General features: G+C 55.0%; 27 protein-coding genes, 1 tRNA gene and 2 pseudogenes. 12 read left to right on the forward strand and 18 right to left on the reverse strand.

Annotated elements, in window-relative coordinates; all coding sequences use genetic code 11:
• Positions 1 to 148: 148 nt before the first annotated feature.
• A pseudogene (locus HFM78_RS01185) lies at positions 149 to 646 on the forward strand (IS200/IS605 family accessory protein TnpB-related protein); the annotation flags it as partial.
• Between the two features lie 232 nt (positions 647 to 878).
• A pseudogene (locus tag HFM78_RS16065) lies at positions 879 to 1,052 on the forward strand (tail fiber domain-containing protein); the annotation flags it as partial.
• Positions 1,053 to 1,223: 171 nt separating this feature from the next.
• Here HFM78_RS16065 and HFM78_RS01190 read toward each other — a convergent pair.
• The 3 genes from HFM78_RS01190 to HFM78_RS01200 form a co-directional block, all read right to left on the reverse strand.
• Entirely contained in the window at positions 1,224 to 2,450 is a 1,227-nt protein-coding gene (locus HFM78_RS01190) for a S41 family peptidase (protein WP_287127585.1), read from the reverse strand.
• Positions 2,451 to 2,568: 118 nt separating this feature from the next.
• Positions 2,569 to 4,050 (reverse strand): Fic family protein, encoded by a 1,482-nt coding sequence (locus HFM78_RS01195; RefSeq protein WP_287127586.1) that lies wholly within the window; start codon positions 4,048 to 4,050, stop codon positions 2,569 to 2,571.
• Positions 4,051 to 4,136: 86 nt separating this feature from the next.
• Positions 4,137 to 4,802 (reverse strand): hypothetical protein, encoded by a 666-nt coding sequence (locus tag HFM78_RS01200; RefSeq protein ID WP_287127587.1) that lies wholly within the window; start codon positions 4,800 to 4,802, stop codon positions 4,137 to 4,139.
• Between the two features lie 129 nt (positions 4,803 to 4,931).
• On the opposite strand from HFM78_RS01200, the gene cpdA reads away from it, so the two are divergent.
• A complete protein-coding gene (cpdA, locus tag HFM78_RS01205; protein WP_287127588.1) occupies positions 4,932 to 5,738 on the forward strand; it encodes a 3',5'-cyclic-AMP phosphodiesterase in 807 nt (268 codons plus the stop codon).
• A gap of 46 nt (positions 5,739 to 5,784) precedes the next feature.
• Here cpdA and HFM78_RS01210 read toward each other — a convergent pair.
• A tRNA-Asn gene (locus HFM78_RS01210) sits at positions 5,785 to 5,859 on the reverse strand.
• 56 nt (positions 5,860 to 5,915) lie between these two features.
• Between HFM78_RS01210 and fmt the strand changes: the two genes are divergently transcribed.
• The gene (fmt, locus tag HFM78_RS01215) at positions 5,916 to 6,845 is read left to right on the forward strand and encodes a methionyl-tRNA formyltransferase (RefSeq protein WP_287127589.1); all 930 of its coding nucleotides are present in this window, start codon (positions 5,916 to 5,918) and stop codon (positions 6,843 to 6,845) included.
• Here the strand turns inward: fmt and HFM78_RS01220 are convergent.
• From HFM78_RS01220 to HFM78_RS01230, 3 genes are read right to left on the reverse strand one after another with little or no spacing between them, the layout of a single operon-like run.
• On the reverse strand, positions 6,831 to 7,394 hold the full coding sequence (locus HFM78_RS01220) for a hypothetical protein (RefSeq protein ID WP_287127590.1): 564 nt from the start codon (positions 7,392 to 7,394) through the stop codon (positions 6,831 to 6,833). The two genes, fmt and HFM78_RS01220, sit on opposite strands and share 15 nt — an antisense overlap.
• Positions 7,391 to 7,876, reverse strand: a complete 486-nt coding sequence (coaD, locus tag HFM78_RS01225) for a pantetheine-phosphate adenylyltransferase (RefSeq protein WP_287127591.1) — start codon at positions 7,874 to 7,876, stop codon at positions 7,391 to 7,393. Before coaD ends, HFM78_RS01220 begins: the two co-directional genes overlap by 4 nt.
• A gap of 37 nt (positions 7,877 to 7,913) precedes the next feature.
• The gene (locus HFM78_RS01230) at positions 7,914 to 8,483 is read right to left on the reverse strand and encodes an HAD-IA family hydrolase (protein ID WP_287127592.1); all 570 of its coding nucleotides are present in this window, start codon (positions 8,481 to 8,483) and stop codon (positions 7,914 to 7,916) included.
• Positions 8,484 to 8,525: 42 nt separating this feature from the next.
• Here HFM78_RS01230 and HFM78_RS01235 point away from each other — a divergent pair, with 42 nt between their 5' ends.
• The 4 genes from HFM78_RS01235 to HFM78_RS01250 all read left to right on the forward strand — a co-directional run bounded on the left by HFM78_RS01235 (position 8,526) and on the right by HFM78_RS01250 (position 11,122).
• Positions 8,526 to 8,987 (forward strand): phycobiliprotein lyase, encoded by a 462-nt coding sequence (locus HFM78_RS01235; protein WP_287127593.1) that lies wholly within the window; start codon positions 8,526 to 8,528, stop codon positions 8,985 to 8,987.
• Positions 8,988 to 9,048: 61 nt separating this feature from the next.
• Positions 9,049 to 9,495, forward strand: coding sequence for a hypothetical protein (locus tag HFM78_RS01240; protein ID WP_287127594.1), 447 nt, complete (start codon positions 9,049 to 9,051; stop codon positions 9,493 to 9,495).
• 58 nt (positions 9,496 to 9,553) lie between these two features.
• Positions 9,554 to 10,396, forward strand: coding sequence for a tetratricopeptide repeat protein (locus HFM78_RS01245; RefSeq protein ID WP_287127595.1), 843 nt, complete (start codon positions 9,554 to 9,556; stop codon positions 10,394 to 10,396).
• 3 nt (positions 10,397 to 10,399) lie between these two features.
• Positions 10,400 to 11,122 (forward strand): HAD family phosphatase, encoded by a 723-nt coding sequence (locus HFM78_RS01250; protein ID WP_287127596.1) that lies wholly within the window; start codon positions 10,400 to 10,402, stop codon positions 11,120 to 11,122.
• Positions 11,123 to 11,135: 13 nt separating this feature from the next.
• Here HFM78_RS01250 and fba read toward each other — a convergent pair whose 3' ends face one another.
• Positions 11,136 to 12,209: a class II fructose-bisphosphate aldolase gene (fba, locus tag HFM78_RS01255; RefSeq protein ID WP_287127597.1), complete on the reverse strand. Its 1,074-nt coding sequence runs from the start codon at positions 12,207 to 12,209 to the stop codon at positions 11,136 to 11,138.
• 156 nt (positions 12,210 to 12,365) lie between these two features.
• Between fba and HFM78_RS01260 the strand changes: the two genes are divergently transcribed.
• Complete coding sequence (locus HFM78_RS01260) at positions 12,366 to 12,767, forward strand: DUF1499 domain-containing protein (protein ID WP_287127598.1); 402 nt, start codon at positions 12,366 to 12,368, stop codon at positions 12,765 to 12,767.
• On the opposite strand, the gene HFM78_RS01265 is transcribed toward HFM78_RS01260, so the two are convergent.
• Positions 12,760 to 13,194, reverse strand: coding sequence for a hypothetical protein (locus HFM78_RS01265; RefSeq protein ID WP_287127599.1), 435 nt, complete (start codon positions 13,192 to 13,194; stop codon positions 12,760 to 12,762). The genes HFM78_RS01260 and HFM78_RS01265 overlap by 8 nt on opposite strands.
• Positions 13,195 to 13,267: 73 nt before the next feature.
• Here HFM78_RS01265 and pth point away from each other — a divergent pair, with 73 nt between their 5' ends.
• Both pth and HFM78_RS01275 read left to right on the forward strand, forming a co-directional pair.
• Positions 13,268 to 13,846, forward strand: coding sequence for an aminoacyl-tRNA hydrolase (pth, locus tag HFM78_RS01270; RefSeq protein WP_396034830.1), 579 nt, complete (start codon positions 13,268 to 13,270; stop codon positions 13,844 to 13,846).
• A complete protein-coding gene (locus tag HFM78_RS01275; RefSeq protein WP_287127600.1) occupies positions 13,834 to 14,376 on the forward strand; it encodes a phosphoribosyltransferase in 543 nt (180 codons plus the stop codon). The genes pth and HFM78_RS01275 overlap by 13 nt, the downstream gene beginning before the upstream one ends.
• On the opposite strand, the gene HFM78_RS01280 is transcribed toward HFM78_RS01275, so the two are convergent.
• From HFM78_RS01280 to HFM78_RS01305, 6 genes are all read right to left on the reverse strand, one after another.
• Positions 14,373 to 15,425, reverse strand: a complete 1,053-nt coding sequence (locus HFM78_RS01280; RefSeq protein ID WP_287127601.1) for a glycine zipper domain-containing protein — start codon at positions 15,423 to 15,425, stop codon at positions 14,373 to 14,375. The two genes, HFM78_RS01275 and HFM78_RS01280, sit on opposite strands and share 4 nt — an antisense overlap.
• A gap of 157 nt (positions 15,426 to 15,582) precedes the next feature.
• Positions 15,583 to 16,662 carry a hypothetical protein gene (locus HFM78_RS01285; protein ID WP_287127602.1) on the reverse strand — a complete coding sequence of 360 codons (1,080 nt, stop codon included), beginning with the start codon at positions 16,660 to 16,662 and terminating at the stop codon, positions 15,583 to 15,585.
• A 32-nt stretch (positions 16,663 to 16,694) separates the two neighbouring features.
• Positions 16,695 to 17,147: a molybdenum cofactor biosynthesis protein MoaE gene (locus HFM78_RS01290; protein ID WP_287127603.1), complete on the reverse strand. Its 453-nt coding sequence runs from the start codon at positions 17,145 to 17,147 to the stop codon at positions 16,695 to 16,697.
• Between the two features lie 3 nt (positions 17,148 to 17,150).
• The gene (locus HFM78_RS01295) at positions 17,151 to 17,576 is read right to left on the reverse strand and encodes a HEAT repeat domain-containing protein (protein ID WP_287127604.1); all 426 of its coding nucleotides are present in this window, start codon (positions 17,574 to 17,576) and stop codon (positions 17,151 to 17,153) included.
• Between the two features lie 188 nt (positions 17,577 to 17,764).
• Positions 17,765 to 18,547: a DUF2993 domain-containing protein gene (locus HFM78_RS01300; RefSeq protein ID WP_287127605.1), complete on the reverse strand. Its 783-nt coding sequence runs from the start codon at positions 18,545 to 18,547 to the stop codon at positions 17,765 to 17,767.
• Between the two features lie 3 nt (positions 18,548 to 18,550).
• Positions 18,551 to 19,015 carry an NAD(P)H-quinone oxidoreductase subunit N gene (locus tag HFM78_RS01305; protein WP_287127606.1) on the reverse strand — a complete coding sequence of 155 codons (465 nt, stop codon included), beginning with the start codon at positions 19,013 to 19,015 and terminating at the stop codon, positions 18,551 to 18,553.
• A gap of 86 nt (positions 19,016 to 19,101) precedes the next feature.
• Between HFM78_RS01305 and HFM78_RS01310 the strand changes: the two genes are divergently transcribed.
• Positions 19,102 to 19,524 carry a PPC domain-containing DNA-binding protein gene (locus tag HFM78_RS01310; protein WP_287127607.1) on the forward strand — a complete coding sequence of 141 codons (423 nt, stop codon included), beginning with the start codon at positions 19,102 to 19,104 and terminating at the stop codon, positions 19,522 to 19,524.
• Here HFM78_RS01310 and HFM78_RS01315 read toward each other — a convergent pair.
• The 3 genes from HFM78_RS01315 to HFM78_RS01325 form a co-directional block, all read right to left on the reverse strand.
• On the reverse strand, positions 19,485 to 20,276 hold the full coding sequence (locus tag HFM78_RS01315) for a peptidase (protein WP_287127608.1): 792 nt from the start codon (positions 20,274 to 20,276) through the stop codon (positions 19,485 to 19,487). The two genes, HFM78_RS01310 and HFM78_RS01315, sit on opposite strands and share 40 nt — an antisense overlap.
• Positions 20,277 to 20,468: 192 nt before the next feature.
• Positions 20,469 to 22,703 carry a universal stress protein gene (locus HFM78_RS01320; RefSeq protein WP_287127609.1) on the reverse strand — a complete coding sequence of 745 codons (2,235 nt, stop codon included), beginning with the start codon at positions 22,701 to 22,703 and terminating at the stop codon, positions 20,469 to 20,471.
• Positions 22,704 to 22,706: 3 nt separating this feature from the next.
• A partial coding sequence (locus HFM78_RS01325) for a response regulator transcription factor (protein ID WP_287127610.1) occupies positions 22,707 to 22,909 on the reverse strand: 203 nt, incomplete at its 5' end.

The raw sequence follows: 22,909 nt of genomic DNA on the forward strand, positions 1-22,909 counted from the left end.
AGGGGGAGGAAAGGATTCTGGTTGGTATAGAGTCGTTAATTTTTGCGATATCCAGACTAGGAGTGAGTATCGCTTGGTCACGAATTTACCCAATAAAACCCCCGACAAGCAAGAAGGGATTACTGATTTTGAAGTCATGGCAATTTAAATGCGGGATGCCATCAATAAAGCAGCACGATTAGTCATCAATCATTCCCTCAAATATAAAATAGGAACAATTGTATTTGGTTGGAATAAAGGACAAAAAGATAGTTGCAAGCTGGGTACAGTAAATGACCAAAAGTTTGTCCAGATACCCACCGGGAGGTTAAAAGAACGCATCAAGCAATGGTGTGAGCAATACGGCTTAGACTTTGTAGAAACGGAGGAGAGTTACACATCCCGAGCGTCGTTCATTGATAATGATGCACTACATACATTCGGTGCAAAACCCGAAGGGTGGCCAGTTTCAGGCAAACGCGGCAAAAAGAAGGATAGTTTAGGACGTGGACAGTACTTAACTAAGGAAGGGCTACGGCTCAATTCCGATGCCAACGGAGCAGGTAACATCCTGAGAAAAGTAAGCACAACCTTGGGGCTACGCCTTGAGGGAGTGGCTAGAGGCGCTTTGACTACGCCTTCAAGAGTTCGCCTGTGGACTCTTTAGAATCCCACGGTCTTCAGCCGTGGGAGTGTCAAGAACTATGTGCCCTCTCCTACTGGAGAAAATCATGAACAGAAACTTTACTCGCCATACATAGTTACCTACTGCTTTCGCTACTGACAACAAAGTGAGCCGGATTGGTACCCAAGGTAAACAAAGCAAAACTTTTTTTGCTGGGATTGCGGGGATAACTGCCAGTGGTGGGGTTCAAGTCTTTGTCAATATCAACGGTTAGTTGGGTACGCTCACTTCCTCCCGGCGGTTCAAACGCGATGTCTCAGATCTTGGCAGTGCCAGCGATAAGTTGATGAACTTGCATACGGTGGCGTTCCGCTATAAGAATACGGCTGAGGATGGTACTCACCCCTTGCAGTACGGTTTGATTGCCGAGGCGGTAGCTAGGGTGTATCCCGAGTTGGTGCAGTACGACCAAGCAGGCAAGCCTTTCACCGTTTACTACCACCTGCTTACTCCAGCAACTCCAGACCCTCACCAAGCTCACCGCCTGCGCCCAGTCTGCTCAGCAGGGGCAGACCCGCAAGGTAGTGTATCGGCCCTAGGCTCCGTTGAGTTCTGGACCCTAGGACTTAGCCACTTGTGTCAAGATCCGGGTCGCGGCCAGATACTGGGGGTCCTCGGCAGTGGCAAGAGCAGCGGCGGGAAAATCCGCAGGGAGTTCTACTTTTACATCCGGTTCAATGCCGACTTTGTGAATATCACGACCGGCGGGGGTTTGGTATTTGGCAATCGAGACGGCTAGCCCTGAACCATCAGCTAGCGAATAAACCTGTTGAATCAAGCCCTTACCAAAAGTACGGGTCCCGACCAGTTGAGCGCGTTTATTGTCCTGGAGTGCGCCCGCCAGAATCTCACTGGCACTGGCGGTCCCGTTATCTACGAGTAAGACCAAGGGTTTAGTGGTCAAGGGACCCAAGGGCGAGGAACGGGTGGCGTCGCGGACCCCCTTGCGCGTCACGGTGGCGACAATCGTTTTCCCGGCTGGTAGCCAGAGTTTCGCCACATCCACCCCAGCCCCCAATAGCCCCCCACCATTGAGCCGGAGGTCTAGCACATAGCCTTGGACTCCCTTACGTTCTAAGCCCTGGATGGCCCGCTTCACCTCAGCCGTGGCGTTACCGTTAAAGGCTGGCAAGCGAATATAGCCCAAAGGCACCCCTGCCACAGTCTTGACCTCCGAGCGAACCGGGTTAATCTCGACCTTGGCACGGACTAGCGCAACGGTAAATTCTCTGGTCTCGCGGCGCACCATGAGGGTGACTTTACTCCCTGCTGCCCCCCGTAATTTTTCCGCCGCCACATCCAAATCCATCCCCTTGGTCGGGTTTCCGTCAATTGCCAGGATGATATCGCGGGGTTTGAGGTCTGCCCGGTAAGCCGGGGAGCCTTCAATAGGGGCAATCACCGTCAATTCGTTGGTCTCCGGGGCCAAGGCAATTTGTAGGCCCACCCCTGAGAGTTCACCACTGACCTGGGTCTGGAGTTGTTGGTAATCCTTGGGGCGTAAAAAACGGGTGTAGGGGTCTTTGAGGGAGCCGACCATTTCGGCAACGGCTTGGTAGGTTGCGGTCGTGGAGTTGGGGGCTTGGGCGAGATAGGTTTTACGGACTTGCCACCAGTCTTGACTATTAAAAGTCCCGTCCACATAATCGCGGTTGATGATTTGCCAGACTTCCTGGATCAGTTTACTGGCGTTAGGGTTGCCCGAGGCGATGGTCTGGGCGGTAGACCCACAGGCACTCAAAAAAGTAATCAAGACCAGACTGGCAGCGAGGTGGTGGGGACGCATGGCAAGGAAAATTACTCCTTCTACAATATCGTAAGCCGACTTGGATCGTAAAATCTTAATCCCGTCTCCTCCACTGGATTACATCTCAGGTCCACCTATCACAATTGCTAATTAAAACCTAAAGCCTATCCGCATATTCTTGAATTGCCATTGCTAGAGCTATATCGAGCCAGTATTCAAAGGATGTACCTACATCTGTTTCGCTGGTCTTCCATGTAATAACAAATGGCTCCAGAGAGCAGGAAAAAAAGCTAGATGGTACCCACTTTTCGTTTTCCTCGCCTGACTCAAAACGAGCAAACGCTGTGACTTCCATAACTCCTGTAAGGTCCCGACCAACATGATGAAAAGACACAATAAAAACGAGCCGCTCAGTGTTGATTTCTATCGTAGCCTTAACAAAATAGTGATTTTCGGAAAAGTTAATAAAGTTTCCCGAAGCTTTACTTGAATTTATCACTTCATTTTTATACCAGTACGATTTATTATTCTCGGGTCCACCCAAAATAATTTTAGTCTTAGGGGTACCCATATAAGATATTGGTTTTTTGAGAGCCTCAAGTTTTTCCCTAACTAGCTGCTGTGTCCGACTTCTAAGTAGCTGCGCAAGGTCATTTACCTCGCGTAGCTGGATGTATTGCTGGTCTCGCCTCTGTTGAAATTTTATAGTAAGGCTATCAATAACTTCTGATGTGAGTGCTCTTTGTTGAGAATTTTCAATTCTAAGATCCGTTATACTTAGTCCTTGTAATATTGCTCTGCGCTCAAGTCTAGCAAATAGTTGTACAAGCGGTCCTAGGTCACCGAAATCAGCCTTTTCGAGAACGCTAATATATTCAGACCAAATACTCCGGTCAATAACGATGGGTAACAAATCTGCCCGTAGTAGAACAAGTGTTGTTAAAGTCCTACCGAGCCGTCCGTTCCCGTCCTGGTAGGGATGAATTTGCGTAAATCGGTGATGTAGCCATGCTGCAACGAGTACCGGATCTTCATTTTCGTACTCTTGGAGCCATTTAAGAAGATGGTCTACCTCAGAATCAACACTAATGACAGGGCAGTACTCGTGAATCTTGCCATCAGGACGACGTGGGTTATTCGGTTGTTCTTTGAACTTACCGCGCAGCAGCGGGATCTCAAAATAATTCCCGAATTTATCAACCGCTGGCGTTATTTTTTGGTGTCGTGTCAATATTGCATGAAGTTCATGCAAGAATCCTCTGGTGACGGGTCTACTTTTTGCAATAGCATCCATAACAAGCTTAATGGCAGCCTCATGATCTTGTAATATACCTATTAGCTCTGATGGCTCAATATTCGTACTAGACCTTGAAATTAGGTCCTCTACAAAGCCGGAAGCGACAAGAGCTTCAGTGGTACCATAATCTAGGTCGTAGAGCCGCTCTAAGATACCAGTTTCAATGCTTAAACGTCGGATAAGTTCTTCGTTGAAACGGTTCAATGAATCTTTGCGAACACCCTGGTAGCGTACCTTAGTAATTTTCCATGACTCGTACAATGAAGCGATTGCGGCAAGATCAAGCGTACGATCTTGATCAGAAAGCGGAGTTATTGGGGTCCATTTGTATGGTAAGTCCAATTTTTTCTCACTTCAAGCTGATAACATGATAAGTGTACTACTTTTGGATTCACTATTGTAGGGAGTTGAACTTATTAAAGGTCGTCTTAAGGACGACGCACCAAGCGACCCGTACTCAGGAGTTCTCCTTGGTGGGCCAAGGCCTGCCGAATCTCACTGAGAGCTGGGATCAGTGCAGTTGCTAACTCTGGCGAGAGCGTGGTTGCCGCTGTCGGTGGTGTAGTAGGGGTTAACAATTGGTCAAAAAGTCCTGACTTGAGTAAAGGTACCAAGTCTACGAACTGAGCTACGGATAAACGCTTGGCTCGACGGTCAGCTAGCGTGATGGTCAAAACCTGCCCAATCCCCAAGGCTTGCGGGGCTAAACCACGCCCCTGCACCTGTAACCGTCCCCGTGGATCGTGGTACAGCGCGATGAACTGGAGCGTACCATCTCCGCGCCGCAGGGCAACCACACTACCCCCCGCTCCCGTCACCGTTAGCCCATCTACCCTCAAATCCAGTCCCCCACTATTCGCCGGGACCCGCAGCCACAGCGCACCCCGCGTCAAGATAATCTCGCGCTCCATCTGGAAGCTAAACTCACTCCCCCGGTCGGCTCGAATAAGTGTTCCATCGGCAAAAAGCAGGTCGGCCCGGGTGGTGGGAGTGGTCAAAGACTCCCCGGCCCTCAACACCCGTTCAGTCCCCTGGACCATCCCTTCCATTAAGGGCACTCCTGCCAAAGGTTGAGCGAGCCCGACTAGGATCATTAACCAAAAAAGTTTTTTCACCTTTGTATGATATCAAAGCATTATCTTAGGAATTTAGACGCCAAACCAGAGTTATCATCCATTATCGTTAATGAAATAACGGGGTAGTCGGCAATTAGGAGATAGCGTATGGACCGAATGACCCCATGGCGAGCAGTACAATTTACCGACCTGCACCTCTATCACAGTCCTGAGGGGGGCCTACTCGGTCTCAATACCCAGCAGTCTTTTCAGGCAGTCCTAGCGCATTTTAAGAATCACCATTGGCCCGTGGATGTCGTCCTTGCCACCGGGGACTTAGCCCAGGATGGTTCAGTGGCAGCCTATAAATCTCTCCGCGCGCTACTACTACCCCTGGACCTACCGGTGTATTGGATTCCCGGCAACCATGACAATCCTGCGGCGATGGCCCAAGCCTTGACGGGAGGACTGATTTCGGCCCAAAGACAGGTCTTGCTCCCGCCCTGGCAGATTATTCTACTGGACTCCACTCAACCCCAGCAGGTAAGTGGATGCTTGACAGGGAACCAATTGGCATTTTTAACAGAATGTATAACTACCCATCCTGAACACTACGCGCTGGTCTGTCTCCATCATCATCCGCTCTCCATGGGTAGTGCTTGGCTAGAGCGTATCGGTTTGGTGAACGGCGCGGATTTCTTGAACTTAGTGCGGCAGTATTCCCAAGTGCGGGGGGTAGTGTGGGGCCACATCCACCAGGATTACACTCGCCAGGATGGAGAACTGTTGCTGATGGCGACCCCTTCTACCTGTATCCAGTTCAAGCCCCGAACGCCGGATTTCGCCCTAGACACGGTCCTACCGGGCTATCGCTGGTTAGAACTACACTCTGACGGGCGCATCGTGACGGGCGTGGAACGTTTAACCAGTCTCGGTCCAGACCAATACATCAATATGACTGCCCAAGGCTACTGAAGCCCAACAAAAAGAGCCACCGCTAGGTGACTCTCAAGGTTAAAATTGGCTCCCCGGGCAAGATTCGAACTTGCGACCAATCGATTAACAGTCGATCGCTCTACCGCTGAGCTACCGAGGACCGCATTTCTCAAGGTAACGTCTGTGGGGTCAGCTGTCAACTTTTTGGGTGGAATCATGGTGAAAGTAGTTTTTTTTGGGACACCTGATTTTGCTGTACCGACGCTGGAGCGGTTGTTGGTATCCACCCAGGTCCTAGCAGTCGTGACTCAGCCGGACCGTCCCGCCGGACGCGGCGGGAAACTGACCGCCCCGCCCATCAAACAGCTTGCTTTGGCCCAGGGATTGCCCGTCTACCAGCCTGAGCGGTTACGCAAGGCTGAGACCGTTCTACTGGCTTTAGAGAATCTAGACGCGGATTTTTTCGTAGTGGTCGCCTACGGGCAGATCCTCAGTCCACGGGTCCTTGCCATGCCTCGCTTAGGTTGTATCAATGTCCATGGGTCGCTGTTACCCCACTATCGCGGGGCGGCTCCGGTGCAGTGGGCGGTCTTTCATGGGGAGACGACCACGGGGATCACGACGATGTTGATGGATGCGGGCCTAGATACTGGACCCATGCTCCTGAAGACGACCCTCCCCATCCCCACCACGGCGACGAGTGCGGACCTCTTACAGGAATTAGCGCCCCTTGGCGCGGACCTGCTCATCACGACCCTCACCACCTTCGCCAGCCTCACCCCTATCCCCCAAGACCCCAGCCAGAGTAGCTACGCGCCCCTTATCACCCCGCAACACCTCGTCATACCTTGGGACGCGCCCGCTACCGTGATCCACAACCGCGTCCGGGCCTTCTATCCCCAGGTCTATACCCAGCACCGCGCCCAACGCCTCAAAATTCTCCAGACTCAGCCCGTGGACCAACCCAGCCTTAGCCCGTGGGGGACCGTGACCCAACTCGTCAAATTCCAGGGTTTCCAGGTCAGCACGGGCGCGGGTCAACTGCTCGTTACCCAGGTCCAACCAGCGGGTAAAAAAAGTCAGTCGGCTTGGGACTACAGCAACGGGTCCCGGCTCCAAGTCGGTGAACAACTAGGGCTTCTGTAACTGTTGCCGTCCGGTGCGGACCACTTGTAAGGCACGTTCGAGGTCCCCATCAAGACGGGCAAGGACCTTCTCGGCGTAGGCATCGGCTTCTTGCTGGATGGTCTCGGTCTGACGGCGGGTCTCGTTTAGCATCCGCTCGGTCTCCAGGCGGGTTTTTTCGCGCAGTTCCTCAGCTTGCCGTTGGTAATTTTCTAGCTCTCGGCTGGCTTGGGCGCGGATTTGACTGGCTTCTTGCTCGACAGTCCGCAGTAGTTCTGACTCATTGACATAGCGTTCAGCTTCGCGCTTGGCCCCGGCAATCAGTTGTTCGCCCTCAGTCCGGGATTGTTCGCGTACTTGGTTGGCCTGCTGACGCGCTTGGGCGAGGATGGCATCACGGTTTTTGAGTAAGCTCTCGGCTTCGGCAAGCTCCGTGGGTAGATTGACCCGCACCCGGTCTAGAATATCCAGGGCCTCTTCTTCATTGATGAACGTCCGTCCCCCCAGGGGTAAGCGGGGGCTATCGAGGATCAAGCTCTCCAGACGGTCCAACTCTTTGTCAATACTCATCGCTTAGCTCCACTAAAATATTCGGTCAAATCCCGCTCCACATGGGCCGGGACCAAGTGACTCACCGGACCCCCCAAGCGGGCCACTTCCCGCACAACGGAGCTACTGAGGAAACTGTACTCCGCTGCCGTCACCAAAAAAACGGTCTCCAAATCCGCGCCCAGGGTGCGGTTGGTCTGAGCCATCTGGAGTTCCAGTTCAAAGTCCGAGACCGCCCGCAACCCCCGGATCAAAACCTCGGCTTGCCGCTGACGGGCAAAGCGTACCGTCAACCCCATAAAACTAGCCGTCTCCACATTGGGTAAGTGACGCGTCGCCAAGGCAATCTGGTCCTGGCGTTTATCTACGCCAAAAAGAGGCTGTTTCCAGCTGTCGGTTGCCACAGCCACAATTACCCGCGCATAGAGCCGACTGGCACGCTCAATGAGGTCCAGATGCCCAAAGGTAATGGGGTCAAAACTGCCGGGATACAGGGCAATCACCGCACACAAGAACTAGCGATAGGGTTATTTTAATCGCTCAAACGCCTAATTGTGTCCGTAGCCCGTCTGCACCCCTAAATAAAATGCCCCGCCAGCCCACCTGCTCGGCTCCCTCGATATTGCTCAGACGGTCATCAATCAAAGTTAATGCGTCTCTAGCTCCCAACCGCGCCTCAAGAGCCTGATAAGCCTGGGGCTCGGGCTTACGAAAACCACACTCATAGGAGATGAGATAGCCCGCGAAATATCGGTCTAGGTCCAACTTACGGCGGATATCCTCAAACCAGCGGCAATAGTTAGACAGTACCCATAGGGTCTCACCCTGCTTTTTCAGGTCCAGTAGCAGCCCCTCCATCCCCGGCAGGAACTCGTAATAGTCAAAAAACGCCGCCTTGAGAGCCAGGGGATCAGTAAGAACCCGTTCACCCTGATAAAAACGCTGCAAAAACACGGCCTCATCAATCTGACCCCGTTCAAACTCCAGCCAACTGGTCGGGTGTTTTTGCGTGAGGAGCGTCTGGAAGCTCACCCCCAGGTGGCGGGGGATATGTTCATAGAAAGGGTCCTGCACCACTGTATCCATCAAGTCGAAGACCAACACCCCCATCGCTCCTCCATGGCACAATAGAATTTACGCCCTCATGTAACCATGGAAACCTTCTTAAAAGCCAACTTGGGCAAATGGTTAGCCCAACGCTCCAGCTTTTCCTTAGTCTCAGACCAAGACCAAGCGGGCAAACTTGAACTCCAGGTGGACTGGGTGCCCCCCACCAGTGAATTAGCCCAAGCTGCTCCCGGTGCGATGGGAGGACTGACGACGACTTGGCAAGGCACGCCCGCCCTCCGGGGCCGCTCCACCCTCCTCTTCATCCCGACCTCTGAGGCGGCGGGTAATCTGGTTGTTCAACAAGCCACAACCTACCAGGGTACCTACCAATTGCAAGGAGCTGTCCTCACCCTCCATACCCAACAGGAGGACTTACTGACAGAGGAGCGGATCTGGTTTGGTGGTACTAATCTCCGCATTCGGACGGTGACGGTGAAACAAGGGAACGGGCAGACGATGGCAAGCTTCTTCTCAGAGATCCGCGCCCTCGAAAAACTATCTTAAGAGATACGCAGTTAAACGCAAGATAAATCTATAGTAATATTACTTAATTTTGGGAGAAGTCATGCTAAAGCGCGTAGGTCTAATGGCGGGAATTTTAGTGAGCTTCACGTCGGCGGCTCAGGCTCTCACCTGTACCCCACTCAAGGTCTTGGGTTCGGGGCTGACTGCAATTAATAAATCTATCTCGCCGCCCTCGGCCCTCATCACTGGTAACAACTGGAATAGTGACTTTATCGTCCCCAGTGGTGTCCGCTACCGCGAATATGTCGCCACTGTCAGGACTGAGAAGAACGGACAGTACGACCTCAAAATGGTCCTTAAGTACAGTGATGAGTCCATGAAAACGGTTTTCGAACAGGCAGCGCGGCCCTTGGGTGTCAATGACAGCTTCAGTATGACGGGTAAGCCCCAGAGTGCTCGTAAGCAACCCTATCAAGTCAACGTCTTAACCGGGGGGACCGCCGTGACGGGCAATAGTGTCACCGTCAAGGCCAGTGGTTGCCGCTAGTAGCCCTGGGTCAGGGGGCTGGTGATAGGATGGGACAACTAATCAAGTAGGGCCGGTCGTGAAAAAGAATTGGCTACTGGGAGCCGTGGTCTTGGTGTTACTGGGCGGCGTTCCGGCTTTAGCCCAGGTCCCCTTAGTCACACCACCGCGTCTGGATGCCGAGGAAACTGACCGTTTGGCCCGTCAATTGGCGCAGCAAGGCGTTTTACTGGTGCGGGCTAACCGTTATGAGGAGGCTGAAAATGCCCTGGAACTCGCTGTCCAACTCTCGCCCCAACTCGCTGAACTCTATGCGGTCTTAGGCGGGGTCTACTTGGGCATGGATAAGGCCCCCCAAGCTGTCACTGCTTTTCAAAAAGGTCTCGCCTTAACCCCCCAAGAGAGCCGTCTTCACTTTTATTTAGGCCAAGCTTACTTACGGAGTAAGAGTTATTTCGCCGCCATTGATGCTCTAGAACGCGGTGTGGCTCTGGATGGTACGAGTGCTGGCGGCTATTTTGACCTAGGGAATGCCTATTATCTGGCTCAGCAGACCACTAAAGCCCTGACGAGTTATGAACAGGCAGTTGCGCTCAAAGCAGATTACTGGGAAGCCATCAACAACATTGGTCTACTACGCTATGAGCTCGGCGATATCCCCACTGCCATCGCCCAGTGGCAAAAGGCCAGCAGTCTAGATGACACTGCACCTGAGCCCCGGCTAGCCCTGGGGGTGGCTCTCTATGCGGAGGGCGACCGCACCCAGGGGTTGACCTTGGCCCGTCAAGCCTTGACCTTAAATAAGACCTACGGCGACCCCAGCTACCTCAAAGAACAACTCTGGGGCGATAAACTCGTGCAGGCGGCCCAACAAGTCTTTGCCCTACCGGAGATCCAAGTCATCCTCAAAGCCAAATCCTGACGAGTGGACAGTGCGCTCAAAGCCGTTGTCTTCGGGTTCCGGGGTGTCTTGGTGGCTGATGCTGCCCTGCATCGTGAACTGACCGCTGAAATCCTCCAGCCTTGGGGTATTGTCTTCAAACCGGGTGAATATCGCCAGTGCTGCCTCGGGGTCAGTGAGAACCAAAGCTTATGGCAAATCCTCGAACAGCGGGGACGGGCGGTCAACGCCGAGATTGTCGCGGAGTTAGTCGAGCGCAAACAAAAACTCTACTGCGAACGCTTCCTTAAAAACCCACCCCGTTTAGCAGGTGTAGAGCAGAGCCTCGCCCAGGTGCGTCAACTGGGCCTAGGCTGTGCCCTGGTTTGTGGATTGGCGAAAACCGATCTGGATCGATTGCTTGCGAAGTTGGGCTACAGCGATTATTTCGGGGTCCTGATTACGGCTACGGATGCACTGCCCGCACCGGACCCAGCTAGCTACCGCCTCGCTCTAGCCAGCTTGAGTTCAGAACCGCTCGCGCCCTGGCAGGGGATTGCGGTGGTAAGTACCTATTCCGAAATTCTAGCGGCCCAGACTGTGGGGCTTGAAGTCTTGGCCCTGCCCACGGAAGTACCCTTTCATATGTTGCAACGGCGGGTGGATTGGGTGGTGGACCGCCATGACCAGATTGACTGGACGCAGATTAGTGCTGCCCGTACCCAGTCAGGGCCACAAAAAAGCCCCCCCGTGGGAGGGCTGGATTAATTTTGGGTCAGGACTAGACCGTGACGGCCTGTTTAGGGGCTTGGGCCATGTCCACGTACAGTTTCGCCATCTGGGTCAGGGTCAAGGACTTGACCTTGTCGGCGTTCCCGGCGGTCCCGAACTCGATCAGACGGTCACGCACCACTTTCGACATGGCTTTGGTGGCGGGGATCAGGAACTTGCGGGGATCAAATTCACGTTTGTCTTCCATGAGACCTTTGCGGATTGCGCCGCTCCAGGCCAACCGGGTGTCGGTATCAATGTTGATCTTCCGTACGCCGTTTTTGATGCCTTCTTGGATTTCGGAAACGGGTACACCGTAGGTCTGGGGCATATCGCCACCAAAGGCATTGATGACATCCAGCAATTCCTGGGGCACTGAGGAAGAACCGTGCATGACCAAGTGGGTGTTGGGGCAAGCCTCATGGATAGCCCGAATCCGGTCCATCGCCAGGATCGCGCCATCGGGCTTCCGGGAGAACTTGTAGGCTCCATGGCTGGTCCCAATCGCAATCGCGAGGGCATCCACCCCGGTCTGCTCCACGAAATCCTTCGCTTGGATCGGGTCGGTCAGTAGCTGGTCGTGGGAGAGCACACCCTCTGCGCCGTGTCCGTCTTCTTTGTCGCCCATCCCAGTTTCTAGAGAGCCCAGGCAACCCAATTCACCTTCGACACTTACGCCAATCGCGTGGGCCACTTTGACCACTTCGGCGGTGACAGCAACGTTGTACTCATAGGTCGCCGGGGTCTTGGCATCCGCTTCGAGGGAGCCGTCCATCATGACGCTGGTGAAACCGTTTTGCATGGCGGAATAGCAGGTGGTCGGGCTATTGCCGTGGTCTTGGTGCAGGACCATCGGGATCAGGGGATATTCCTCAGCCGCCGCCAGAATCATGTGGCGCAAGAAAGCTTCTCCGGCATACTTGCGGGCTCCACGGGAAGCCTGGAGAATAACGGGGCTATTCACTTCGGTGGCCGCGTCCATGATGGCGCGGATCTGTTCAAGGTTGTTGACGTTGAAGGCCGGAACGCCATAGCCATGTTCAGCGGCGTGGTCGAGCAGTACGCGAAGCGGCACGAGTGCCATGGAATATCCTCCTAGATTGCCCATGCTTAATTCAATTTAATAGTAGGTCATAAATGAACCCCAAAGACGTACCCGGTGACACGGGACGCAAATAAATTCTCCCCAGGCAGGGCCAGAAATGATATCCATAGGACAGATTTACTTTGGGGATGGGCGATGCAGTGGTTGGTACGGTTACTAGTGGCAAGCTTGAGTCTCAGTCTGATGGCCTGTGGTAGCTCGACTAACTCGGCGCAGACCGGGGAGCCGGGCTTGGAGCCGAGGGTTTATACCAAAAGCTCAACCCAGGTCTTCCAGGCCGCCCAGCAAGCTTTTACGACTTGGCCCCGGGGTAAAGGGGTATTGGCGCAGGATGCCCAAGCGGGGACGGTCCATGGTTACAGTCAAACTGATCTCTGGAAATTCACCGATGATGTCTACGTCACCATCCGCGCGGAATCCCCGACCCAGACTCGCGTAGAAGTCCGCTCCAAAGGCCGTATGGGTCAATTTGATTTCGGGGGGAATGCCCGCAACATCAAAGAATATTTGCTAGCTCTCGATGGTTTACTTAATTGACCCGGCGGACCACATTGAGTAAGAACCAAGTACAGACTTGCTGAAAAGCCGGGAGGAGGGCTTCTTCGACCTCTAGGACGGTAGCTCCCTCGTGGACAATCAGTTGTAGGCCGACCACCCCACTCTCGGCACACAACAGGGCTACCCCGGCTCCTGTGGTACTGGCGAGCTCTAACGTTTCGTAGGCAACCGGACCGGCTACGGCATCAAGATCCACCCACTTGTGGGCCTGGGTGTACAGGGTGAAGACCTCCAATAGCTCATCGTCTGCCATCTGACAGGCCACCATCCGCTTACCTTGGAGCAACAAGAGAAATTCATTATCATCGTCCCCCACCCCCAGATTGACCTGCGGGTCTAGATCGGGGTCCAGGGTAATCTCCATCAACAAAGCTTTAGTCTTAGCAAAATCCACCATCAAGCCCATGATTATCCCCGTGCGTTCCGGTCTTATTTTGGCATTGCTAGGGATGATAGGCTGAGGCTGATTTGGGTAGGAACTGATCATCGAGAATTGGCTCATCGTCGGCTTGGGGAATCCTGGTACTCAATATGACTACACCCGCCACAACATCGGGTTTGTGGTGCTAGATCAACTCGCTCAGCATTGGCGGCTCACTTTCAAAGAGGAACGTCGTTATCAGGGTTGGTGGGCAGTGCGGACGAGCCCGAAGGTTTATCTACTGAAACCCCAGACCTATATGAACCGTTCGGGGCAATCGGTACGGGCGGCTCTGGACTGGCTCAAACTCCCGCCCACACAACTATTGGTCATCTACGACGACATGGCCCTACCCGTGGGTCGGCTGCGGCTCCGCAAGGAAGGCTCCGCTGGGGGACATAACGGGATTAAGTCGCTGATTGAACACCTCGGCACCCAGCAGTTCCCCCGGTTGCGCCTAGGAATTGACCAGCCACCGACAGGCCAAGAGACGGTGGATTACGTCCTAGGCCGCTTCTCGCCCCTGCAAAAAAAAGTCCTCCCACTAGTTGTGGATGCGGCAACAGCGGCGGTGGAATTAGCTCTCAACCGGGATCTAGACCAAGCAATGAATACTTACAATGCGTGGCAAGCTTGAGAATTCTCTACAGTGCAGCCGTCATCGCCCAAACCGTTGCTCGACTCGGGCAGGAGCTAAACCGGGACTACGGCGCAGTCACAGAACCCGTGGTCCTCTTGGTCGTCCTCAAGGGCGCGTTAGTTTTCGCTGCTGACTTGATCCGCCAGTTACATTTCCCGTGTGAAATCGCTTGTATCCAGGCTAGTAGTTACCGTCAAGGAACCAGCCCCGATGCGCTCCAGGTTAGTGAGATGGCGGATTTGACTGGGCGGACGGTTATAGTCCTAGAAGACATTGTGGACACGGGTTTAACGCTCCAGAGGATTTTGAGCGGACTGTCGGCGCGGTCCGTGCAAGTCTGTACTCTCCTCGACAAACCCCACCGCCGCCGAGTCGCCGTCCCCATTCATTACCGGGGTCTGGTGTTGATTGAGGATGAGTTCATTGTGGGTTACGGCCTAGATTACGCCGAGCGTTATCGGGAGTTGCCCGACATCGCGGTGCTAGTCCCCTCCTCATTGCCCAATGAGGAGGAGAGGTCTGCTTAGAGTCCCTTGTCCGACTCAATGGTTGTGGGTTTGCCCTTTTCTAGCGCGTCGGCGTAGGCATCGTTGACCAAGGGCGAGATACCAGGGGTAGCACCAAAGGGCGGTAAGTCCACGGCCTTGAGCGTTTTGGGCTCTTCTGAAGCTTGGTCGGTAGCAGTCTGGGCTGCTTCAGCGACGTTTGGGAGAGTCTGGTCTACAGCGGGTTTGGACCGGGTCACGGAGTCCTTGACCGCATCTACCGTGCTGGCAACCGCAGGCTTGGCTTCTTCCACTGTGGTTTTGACGGTATCCACGGCATTCATGACACTGGGTTTAGCTTCTTCAAGGGAAGCTTTTACTGTGTCGCCCATATCAGTAACCGAGGCTTCTAAGCTCGCGCCGGTTTTTTGAACGGCTTCGGTCACGGCGGGTTTAGCCTCTTGGATGGTTGCTTTGACCGCGTCCACCGTACCGACGATACCGGGCTTGGCTTCTTCCACCGTGGTTTTGACTGCATCTATGGCACTCATGACACCAGGTTTGGCCTCTTCAAGGGAGGTTTTTACGGCGTCGCTCACCCCAGTCACCGAGGTCTCCAAGCTTGCACCTACTTTTTGCACGGCTTCGGTTACAGCGGGCTTGGCCTCTTGGATGGTTGCTTTGACCGCATCTACTGCCCCAACAACACCGGGTTTAGCTTCTTCCACCGTGGTTTTGATGGCATCCACAGCCCCCATCACCTTAGGCTTGACTTCTTCTAGGGTGTTCTTCACCGCACCGACCACATGGTCTACTTTTTGACCCAAGTCTTCCGCCGCTTGGCTACCGGCGATACCCCCAGCGACAGCCCCAGCCACTGCCCCAATCGCCGCCCCAATTCGCCCACCAACAAGGTTGCCAATCGCCGCCCCCACGAGACCGCCCCCGGCGGCCCCGACCGTTGTACCGAGGGAGCTATCTGTACCTTGCTCAGGGGGAGTTTCCAGGACCTGTAATTCCCCTTCAATTATGGTCACGGGAATGATTTCTTCCCGGAGTTCTACGGGCTTACCTTCGCTGCTCTGGACCATGGGTGCTCTCCTTGCTATGGTTTTTAGCTTGTGGATACGCTGTAAACTTAACGAGTTTTCTCAACCTAGGCACCAATCCTAGGAGAGACACCAGCCAGTTCCTTAGGCCATATCGGAGCGTAACGAGCAGACGTTTTTCCTACTTTGAGTCCGCTGACTAAGCCAAGTATTGCTGAATCCACAACCCTAATAACGGTTGGCAGAACTGATAAGCCAGCGCAATCTGGTCATCCCCTTGACTGTCTGGGCCATAGAGGAGGTCCTTTTTGACCAGCGCGGTGAGGGCACCTTGTAGGGAACCCCCACGGGGTAAGCTATGTTTTTGGGTGTAGTCATTGCTCTGGGGATGCAGGGTCGGGTCGAGGGCTAGGGTTTCGAGGACCCGGGACTGGATGGCGGGTAGCTGTCTGAGTAAGGTCTCAAACGTTGCACTCAAGTCTTCGAGCAAATGAGCTAGGGCCGTGCGGACTTCGGTTTCTGTCAAGAGGGCCAGCACCGGGAGGCGACGGGCGAGGGCAACACAGGTCCCTAGATGTCCCTGGACCAGACGCGTAATCAGTTCGCGGGCGGGCGGTGTGCAGACAAACCCTTGGGCGGCAAACCAGCGGGCGACCAACTGGGTTTCTAAGGGCATGAGTTTCACAATTTCATAGTTATTGTCAGTGGTAATCGCGAGATCCGGCCCACTGCCTAGACCGTAGCCCAAGACATAGTTAGCATCGGGCAGTTCATCCAGGTGACGGCGCAACTGAGCCTGCCAACTCTCATCACGGTCCCAACTGCCGAGATGGACAAAGTTGTTCAGAAAGACAATCACCCGCTGTTGACGATGGCGGGCCACCGCCTGGGGTAAATCCAATAGCGTCAAAAAATCCTGTTCTAAGGTCCGGGTCGTCGTACAGACTAGGTTCAACTGCCGGGTCCGGGGGTCAATCTGGACTTGATTGTGGGGTAAATGCTGGCCCACCCACGCCAACCCCGCCACATAATCCCCAAACCCCGCTAAAAAACTCTGGGCTAATAACCCTACAAACCGCACCCGGTCCGTCGCCCGCAAACAATCTAGGTAGAGGACGGTCCCTTGGATATCCGTCACCGCCCGCTCAATGAATTGACGACGACCACTGCCCGGTACCCCGAGCAGTAAGAGGTTGCCGTCTTTACTCAGGTACTGGCTGGTGTGTTCACGCAGGGCGGGCCGCTCTAATTCGCTACTCGCATTTTTGGTAACACCCATCACGTGATTGTACAAAGATTTGGGCGAGTCTTTTAGCGATTGTGCGCTTCACAGTCGCCGATACTGACCCAATCGCTACTGCCGTCGAGCCAGTGTTCTTTTTTCCAGACTGGGGCATGGTGTTTGAGGGTATCAATGGCGAATTGACAGGCGGCGAAAGCCTCCCCCCGATGGGGCGAACCCACGGCTATCGCCACACTCACCTCCCCGACCTGGAGTTTCCCGACCCGGTGATGGATAACGACTTGGTTGATGGGCCACTGTTGTTGGACCTGCCGTCCGATGTCTTGGAAAACGGCTAGAGCCATGGGGGTATAAGCTTCGTACTCCAGGTAACGGACAGCCCGCCCGGTGGTACTGGCGCGGACTGTCCCGACCATCAGGACAATCGCTCCGTTCGCTGGGGTATCGGCAAGGCTGTAGACCCGCGCTAAATCCAGGGGTGCCCACTGCAAAACAAAGCATGGCGGAGTGGCAACTAGCAAGGCTTAACCCCGGTGGGCTAGGACGTTGAGTTTTTCGAGGGCTTGGGTGGCCTCAGTGCGGACAGCCTCATCGGTATCCTTCTCGTGGGCCATCTGGAGGGCTTTAATTGCCGCTACCCCGCCAATCTCCCCAAGCGCAAAAGTAACGGTCTGACGCACTTCTGCCGATCGGTCGCGGAAAAAACCAAACTGGTTGCCCTTGAGCATCCGTACTAACATCGGCACCGCCCCGCCGAGACGGAGTTTGCCAATGGCCATGGCGGTACAAGCCCGTGAGTGGTCGGAGGTGTTACTTAAAGCTGAGATGAGGGCTTGCTGCGCTTGGGGAGTGTTGAGCCGGACTAGGTCTAGGGCGGCTCGGATCTGTCCCATTCGGTCCCCGCCCGCGAGTAGGGCCGCCATTTCCTCAACTCTTTTTTCGTCCGCCATTGTTGACTCCGCACTATCTTTAGTCAGTTTAATCCTGTTTAAAAGCCGTGCCTAAGCCAGAGCTAGACGGTTCCTAAAGATACGTAACAATTAGGGCGATCAAGTGCCGGGAAACCGACTTAATCCCGGTTTAAGGTGAATTTTTTCTACTAATTACGCGGCGAACCTCCGGTTTTCGCAACAAAAATTTATCCGGGTAGCCGTTCGACCTGAGCAAATCCGACGAGTTCTAGTTGACCGGGGCTGAGGTCTAACTGCAAAATGCGGGCTGTGGTCCCCTGGGCGCGCAGGGCTTCTAGATTGATGACATCATTGAGACTACCAGCAAAAATCTCAGCTAGATCCGGCGGAACCGCGACCTCATCTAGGTAAAACTGGGTATTTTTGAAGCCCAAGCGCGTCCCCTGGGTGACGGTCAGCCCCGTGCGGACGGTGAGGCGGATTTCTTGGCCCGGTGGGGTTTTGCCGACGATAGCGAGTAAAGCCGAGAGTTCTAGTTGGCCCTTGAGCAGGCTCAGACGCGGTTGCGTAAAGTCCAGGGTTTCCATCTGACCCACGCCCCCCAGGAAACTGGGTAGCTCAGCACGGACCCCTTTCAGCGGCGCGAGGACCTCGGGAGTATTGAGGGCCGCATTGAGGTCAGCCTCGGTCAGTTGCAGCCGAATTGCCGCTCTGAGTGGGGTACTGAAGTTGCTGAGGTTACTGAGGTCCAAGCGGATCGGGTCGGTCTCCAGTTCTGCCAGAGCCACCCGCAGCCCAGGCCGGAGGATCAGCCCACGCCCCGCCACCCGAATCCGGTCAATATCGCCCTGGGCAATCCGGTAGTTGGGTACACTCTGGACCCGCACTTCTAGCCGTTCCGTGCTCTGGAGCTGACCGAGGATGCGTTCTTTAAGCAATACGTCAAGGGCCACACCCCCCAGCGTCCCCGCCCCAAAAGTTAGAGCCAACAACCCAGCCAGCCATTCCATGAGTTAGAAGCCCCGCTCTTGCAGTAGTTTGAGGAGGGGCTGCCAGCGGACTTTACGGTCTGACCCCATCTCAATCACAATTTTGAGCCGGGGCTCCTGTTGCGTCAATTCCACTAAGTACTCTAGTTCTTGGGCCGCCAAAACTTTTCCCTCAATCAGCCAGAGCAGGAGACCCTTGTACTTGGGCGGGACACTCGCCAAGTGGGTCTGGATCAGGGGCGGGAAAGCAAAAACCATCGTACTTTTTTTACCGAGGTGAGCAGGGCGGACTTCGTGGGTCTGGGTCAAATACCGGGCCGGGTCCCCCAAACCCCGCGCACTCATGTGGAGCGAGGTATAGCCCGCCTCCCGCATCCGGCGTTGGTAGTTCCCCTCAAACCCGCCCTCGGGCGGAGCCCAGAGGGCCATGGCTCCGACTTGGGTGAGTTCAGCAACAAATTCTTTCCCATCGGTAACTATCGGATACACGCTCAGGCTCAGTGAGTTTCCCCTAGATTAACCCAGGCTGGATCAACCCGGGTTACTCACATATTTAGGACTATTCAAATGGTGCCATGAAAACCTTCGCTCTACGCCTAAAACCCGAGGCTGACCTCCGCCAAGCACTGCTCCAGTTCGCGCAGATGAGGCCGTTACGGGCGGGGTTTGTGTTGAGTGCCGTGGGGAGTCTACACCAAGCTTGTTTACGGTTTGCAGGAGCAGCAACGGGAACGATCCTCACGGGTAAATTTGAACTGATTGCCCTCACGGGGACCCTCTGCCCCACGGGTGTTCACTTACACGGAGCGATCGCTGACGCGACGGGCCAGACTAGGGGCGGGCATCTATTAACGGGTTGTCTAGTCTATACAACCTGTGAGTTGGTGCTGGGTGAGGCGATGGGCTGGGAGTTTCGGCGGGAACTGGACCCTGAGACCGGATTTCATGAACTGATCCCTCAACCCTCAGCGACAGAATCGTCCTCTAAACTACCGTAAACCCCCAAGTTAGAGGAACCCGTCTGACGGGGGAAGTCGGGTAAACAGGAAATGGTCTGGCGCAGAGCCTCACCCCAAGTAGCCTGAAGTTTGACGAGATAGGGGTCATCGGCTTGGAGGCGGTGGCGATGGCTGAGGACAAAACTATCGGTCTCATAAATCACCAAGTCCAGCGGCGGTCCCACAGAGGCATTACTGAGAACGGTACTATTCATTGAGAGCATGGCATACTTCACCGCCGCCGTAAAAAGGGGTGCATGGTAACGGTAGCCCCGGTCCAGAATGGGTTTGCCGTATTTACTCTCACCGAGTTGGAGATAGGGCGTCTCATAACTGGCCTGGATGTGGTTGCCCTGGGTGTAGATCTGGAAGAGTTCCGGGGGTTGACCGGGCAGTTGACCGCCCAGGATGAAGTTGGGATTGAAGTTGAAGTTATCTCGCTCTAAATGAATACGGTCACGGGCCTCAACAAGCCGGAGTTTGTCACCAATGTAGTTCGCGGTCTCGTGGAGCGTGTTGTGGGTATGGATATTGGGCGTAATTTCTAAATGCAAATCCCGCCGGACCATTGCCAGGACCGCCTGAGTCGCGGCTCGGTTCCCCGAGGCCATCAGGACCACCGCCCGTTGACCGAGCGAGGAAAAATCAAACAGTTTGGGATTGGTATGGATGTGGTCTACCCCGGAGTGGGTCCGAGTATCCGCCATCATCACCAAGCCTTGACGGTTGAGCAGACCCAAGCAATAGGTCATGTCGGCTACCAGCAACGCCTTCGAGTATAGTACGGTCCCTCCCCCTGTCGGGCACAGCCGTGGTGGGGGACTAAATGGTGAGCTTTAGTTGCATGGGGGTGTGGGGGCCGTGCGCGGCCCCCGCGGGTCGGCGGGAGCGTGAGGGCGGAACCTAAGGTTCCTGTCCTCACAGGCTGTTGGGGATGTTGGGTATTAGATGTGAGTTTCACGCTGGCCCACGATCAAGGTGTCGAGGTTGCGGGTGCGACGGAGGATTTTTTCGATAACTGAGCCATGTAGAGCTTCTTCCCAGAGACTGCGCCGGGATTCGCCGAGGACTAGTTGGGTAATCTGTTCGGTTTGAGTGATCGCAACGATGGTTTCGGCAATGTCCTCCGTCTGGCGTTCGAGGTAAACCGCGCCCAATTCTCCCGCAAGCTGCTGGAGTTGTTGGAGTTCTTGGGTCTGGGTAGGGGTGAGCAGTGTAGCAGGACGGATGTGGGCAACGAGGAAGCGGGCAGTGAGCCGTTTGGCGATCCGTGCTCCCCGGCGGATTAACTGTTGGGCATTGGGCCGAAGATTGAAACAGACTAGGAGCGCGTCGGTTCCAGTGGGGACAGTTTTGCGGGTGGTATCGTCGGCGACTTCGCGCAGGAGTAATTCCCGGAGTGCAGCGAGGTTATCGCGGCGAAAGAAGTTGGCGAGGGCCTGTTCAATCTTGGCGGGGGCGTAAATTTTGCCTTCCCGTAACCGCTCCTGGAGCTCCGTGGCAGGGAGGTCAATCAAGATCGTTTCGTCCGCACATTCAAGGACAAGATCGGGGACGGTCTCCCGAACTTTGACCCCGGTGGTACGCTCGACCAGCGTGTTGAGGCTCTCTAGGTGCTGGATATTCATGGTGGAGATGACGTGGATGCCCTGACTGAGCAAGGTTTCCACATCTTGATAACGGTTGGTGGCGGGTCTCAGGCCGGGGATGTTGGTATGGGCGAGTTCATCAATGAGGACAATTTCTGGTCTACGGGCAAGGACAGCATTGAGGTCGAGTTCGGTGAAAACCCGGCCCTGGTAAGTGGTCTGCTGTTTAGGGATGACTTCTAGGTCCGTGAGTAGGGCGGCGGTCTCGGCGCGTCCGTGGGTCTCAATCACGCCACAGACGACATCGTGTCCCTCGGCTTTGAGTTCGTGGGCCTTGGTGAGCATGGCGTAGGTCTTACCCACACCCGGTGCGGCCCCGAGATAGATCTGGTGCCAACCGCAGCCCTGTTTGCGTCGCTCGTCCCCGTGGATTAAACAGGTGCGCTCGGCTACTGGCGGGGGGCTGACGGGATTGCTGCCCGTGGACTCGGTACCGACGATGAGGACATCCAAATCCGTGGTCGCTCTGAGGAGACGGTTGACCACAGAACCACGGACCAATTCCTCCCAAGGAGAGCGCAGGGATTCCCCAATGATCACCTGGGTAATATTTTTACGGAGGGCAAAATCAGTCAGGATACGGGCCACATCCCGGCCCTCCAGGGTCACAAAAGTCCCCGCCGCCTGCTCGGTTAGCTGTTTAAACTCGGCGAGGATCGTTTCTTGCGCGGGGGTGGGTGCTTGGGATTGGACATAGACGGCGTAGAACTCGGCATCAAGGAGTTGGGCTTTGCGGGCGGCGCGGCGGATGAGTCGCCCAGAAGCGGGGTTGGTACTGATGGCGACGAGGATGCGTTCACGGACTCCGACCGGGCCAGTGGTCCCACTTTGTAGCCCGATTAAACTGGCATCTACTTTTTCAGCGACAGTACGGAGGGCCAGTTCCCGGAGGAAGACCAGGGTACTTTTACGAAAGAAATTGCTGGTATTTTGGCCCATGGTGTAGACCTTACCTTGGGCCAATCGTTCGAGGATGGTTTCGGGGCTGGCATCCACAAGTTGCACTTCGGCGGCGGATTTCAACAGGGAGTCGGGGACTAATTCGGTCACGGGGCGACCAATCAACATCCCGGCAGTCGGGGCCACACTGGTCAAGTGCTGGATATTCATGGTGGAGATGACACTAATCCCGGCGCTCAGTAGGGCTTCCACATCTTGATAACGTTTGGGGTTGGGGCTACCGGGGGCGTTGGTGTGGGCGAGTTCGTCAATCAGGACCGTGGCGGGGCGGCGTTCTAGGATAGCGGCGAGGTCCAGTTCAGTCAGTGTCGTCCCTTGGTAGTTCACCGAGCGCAGGGGGATTACTTCTAAACCCGTCAGCAGTTGTTGGGTCTCGTTCCGGTCATGGGTCTCAATCACCCCGACCACCAAGTCCACGCCCTTGCGGACCAGGGCTTGGGCATCCTTGAGCATCCGGTAGGTTTTGCCGGAGCCTGGGGCATAGCCGAGATAAATTTTGTGACGACCATGGGTGCTTTGGAGTAGCTGTCGTAATAGTTCCTCGGGGTCGGGTCGTCCGTCATCTTGCATCGGTCAATCCTCAAGCAAGTGTTGTTGGAGAGCGGCAACGGCGGCCTGGGTACGGTCGCGCACATTGAGTTTCCGCAAAATGACATGGACATGGACTTGGACGGTGCCCCCGGAGATGAAGAGTTTCTGGCTAATCTCCTGGTTGCTTAAGCCCGCCACCAAGAGTTTGAGAACCTGCCGCTCGCGGGGGGTGAGGGGGACGGGGG

The sequence above is a fragment of the Candidatus Cyanaurora vandensis genome, assembly GCF_013285555.1.
GTDB lineage: Bacteria > Cyanobacteriota > Cyanobacteriia > Gloeobacterales > Anthocerotibacteraceae > Cyanaurora > Cyanaurora vandensis.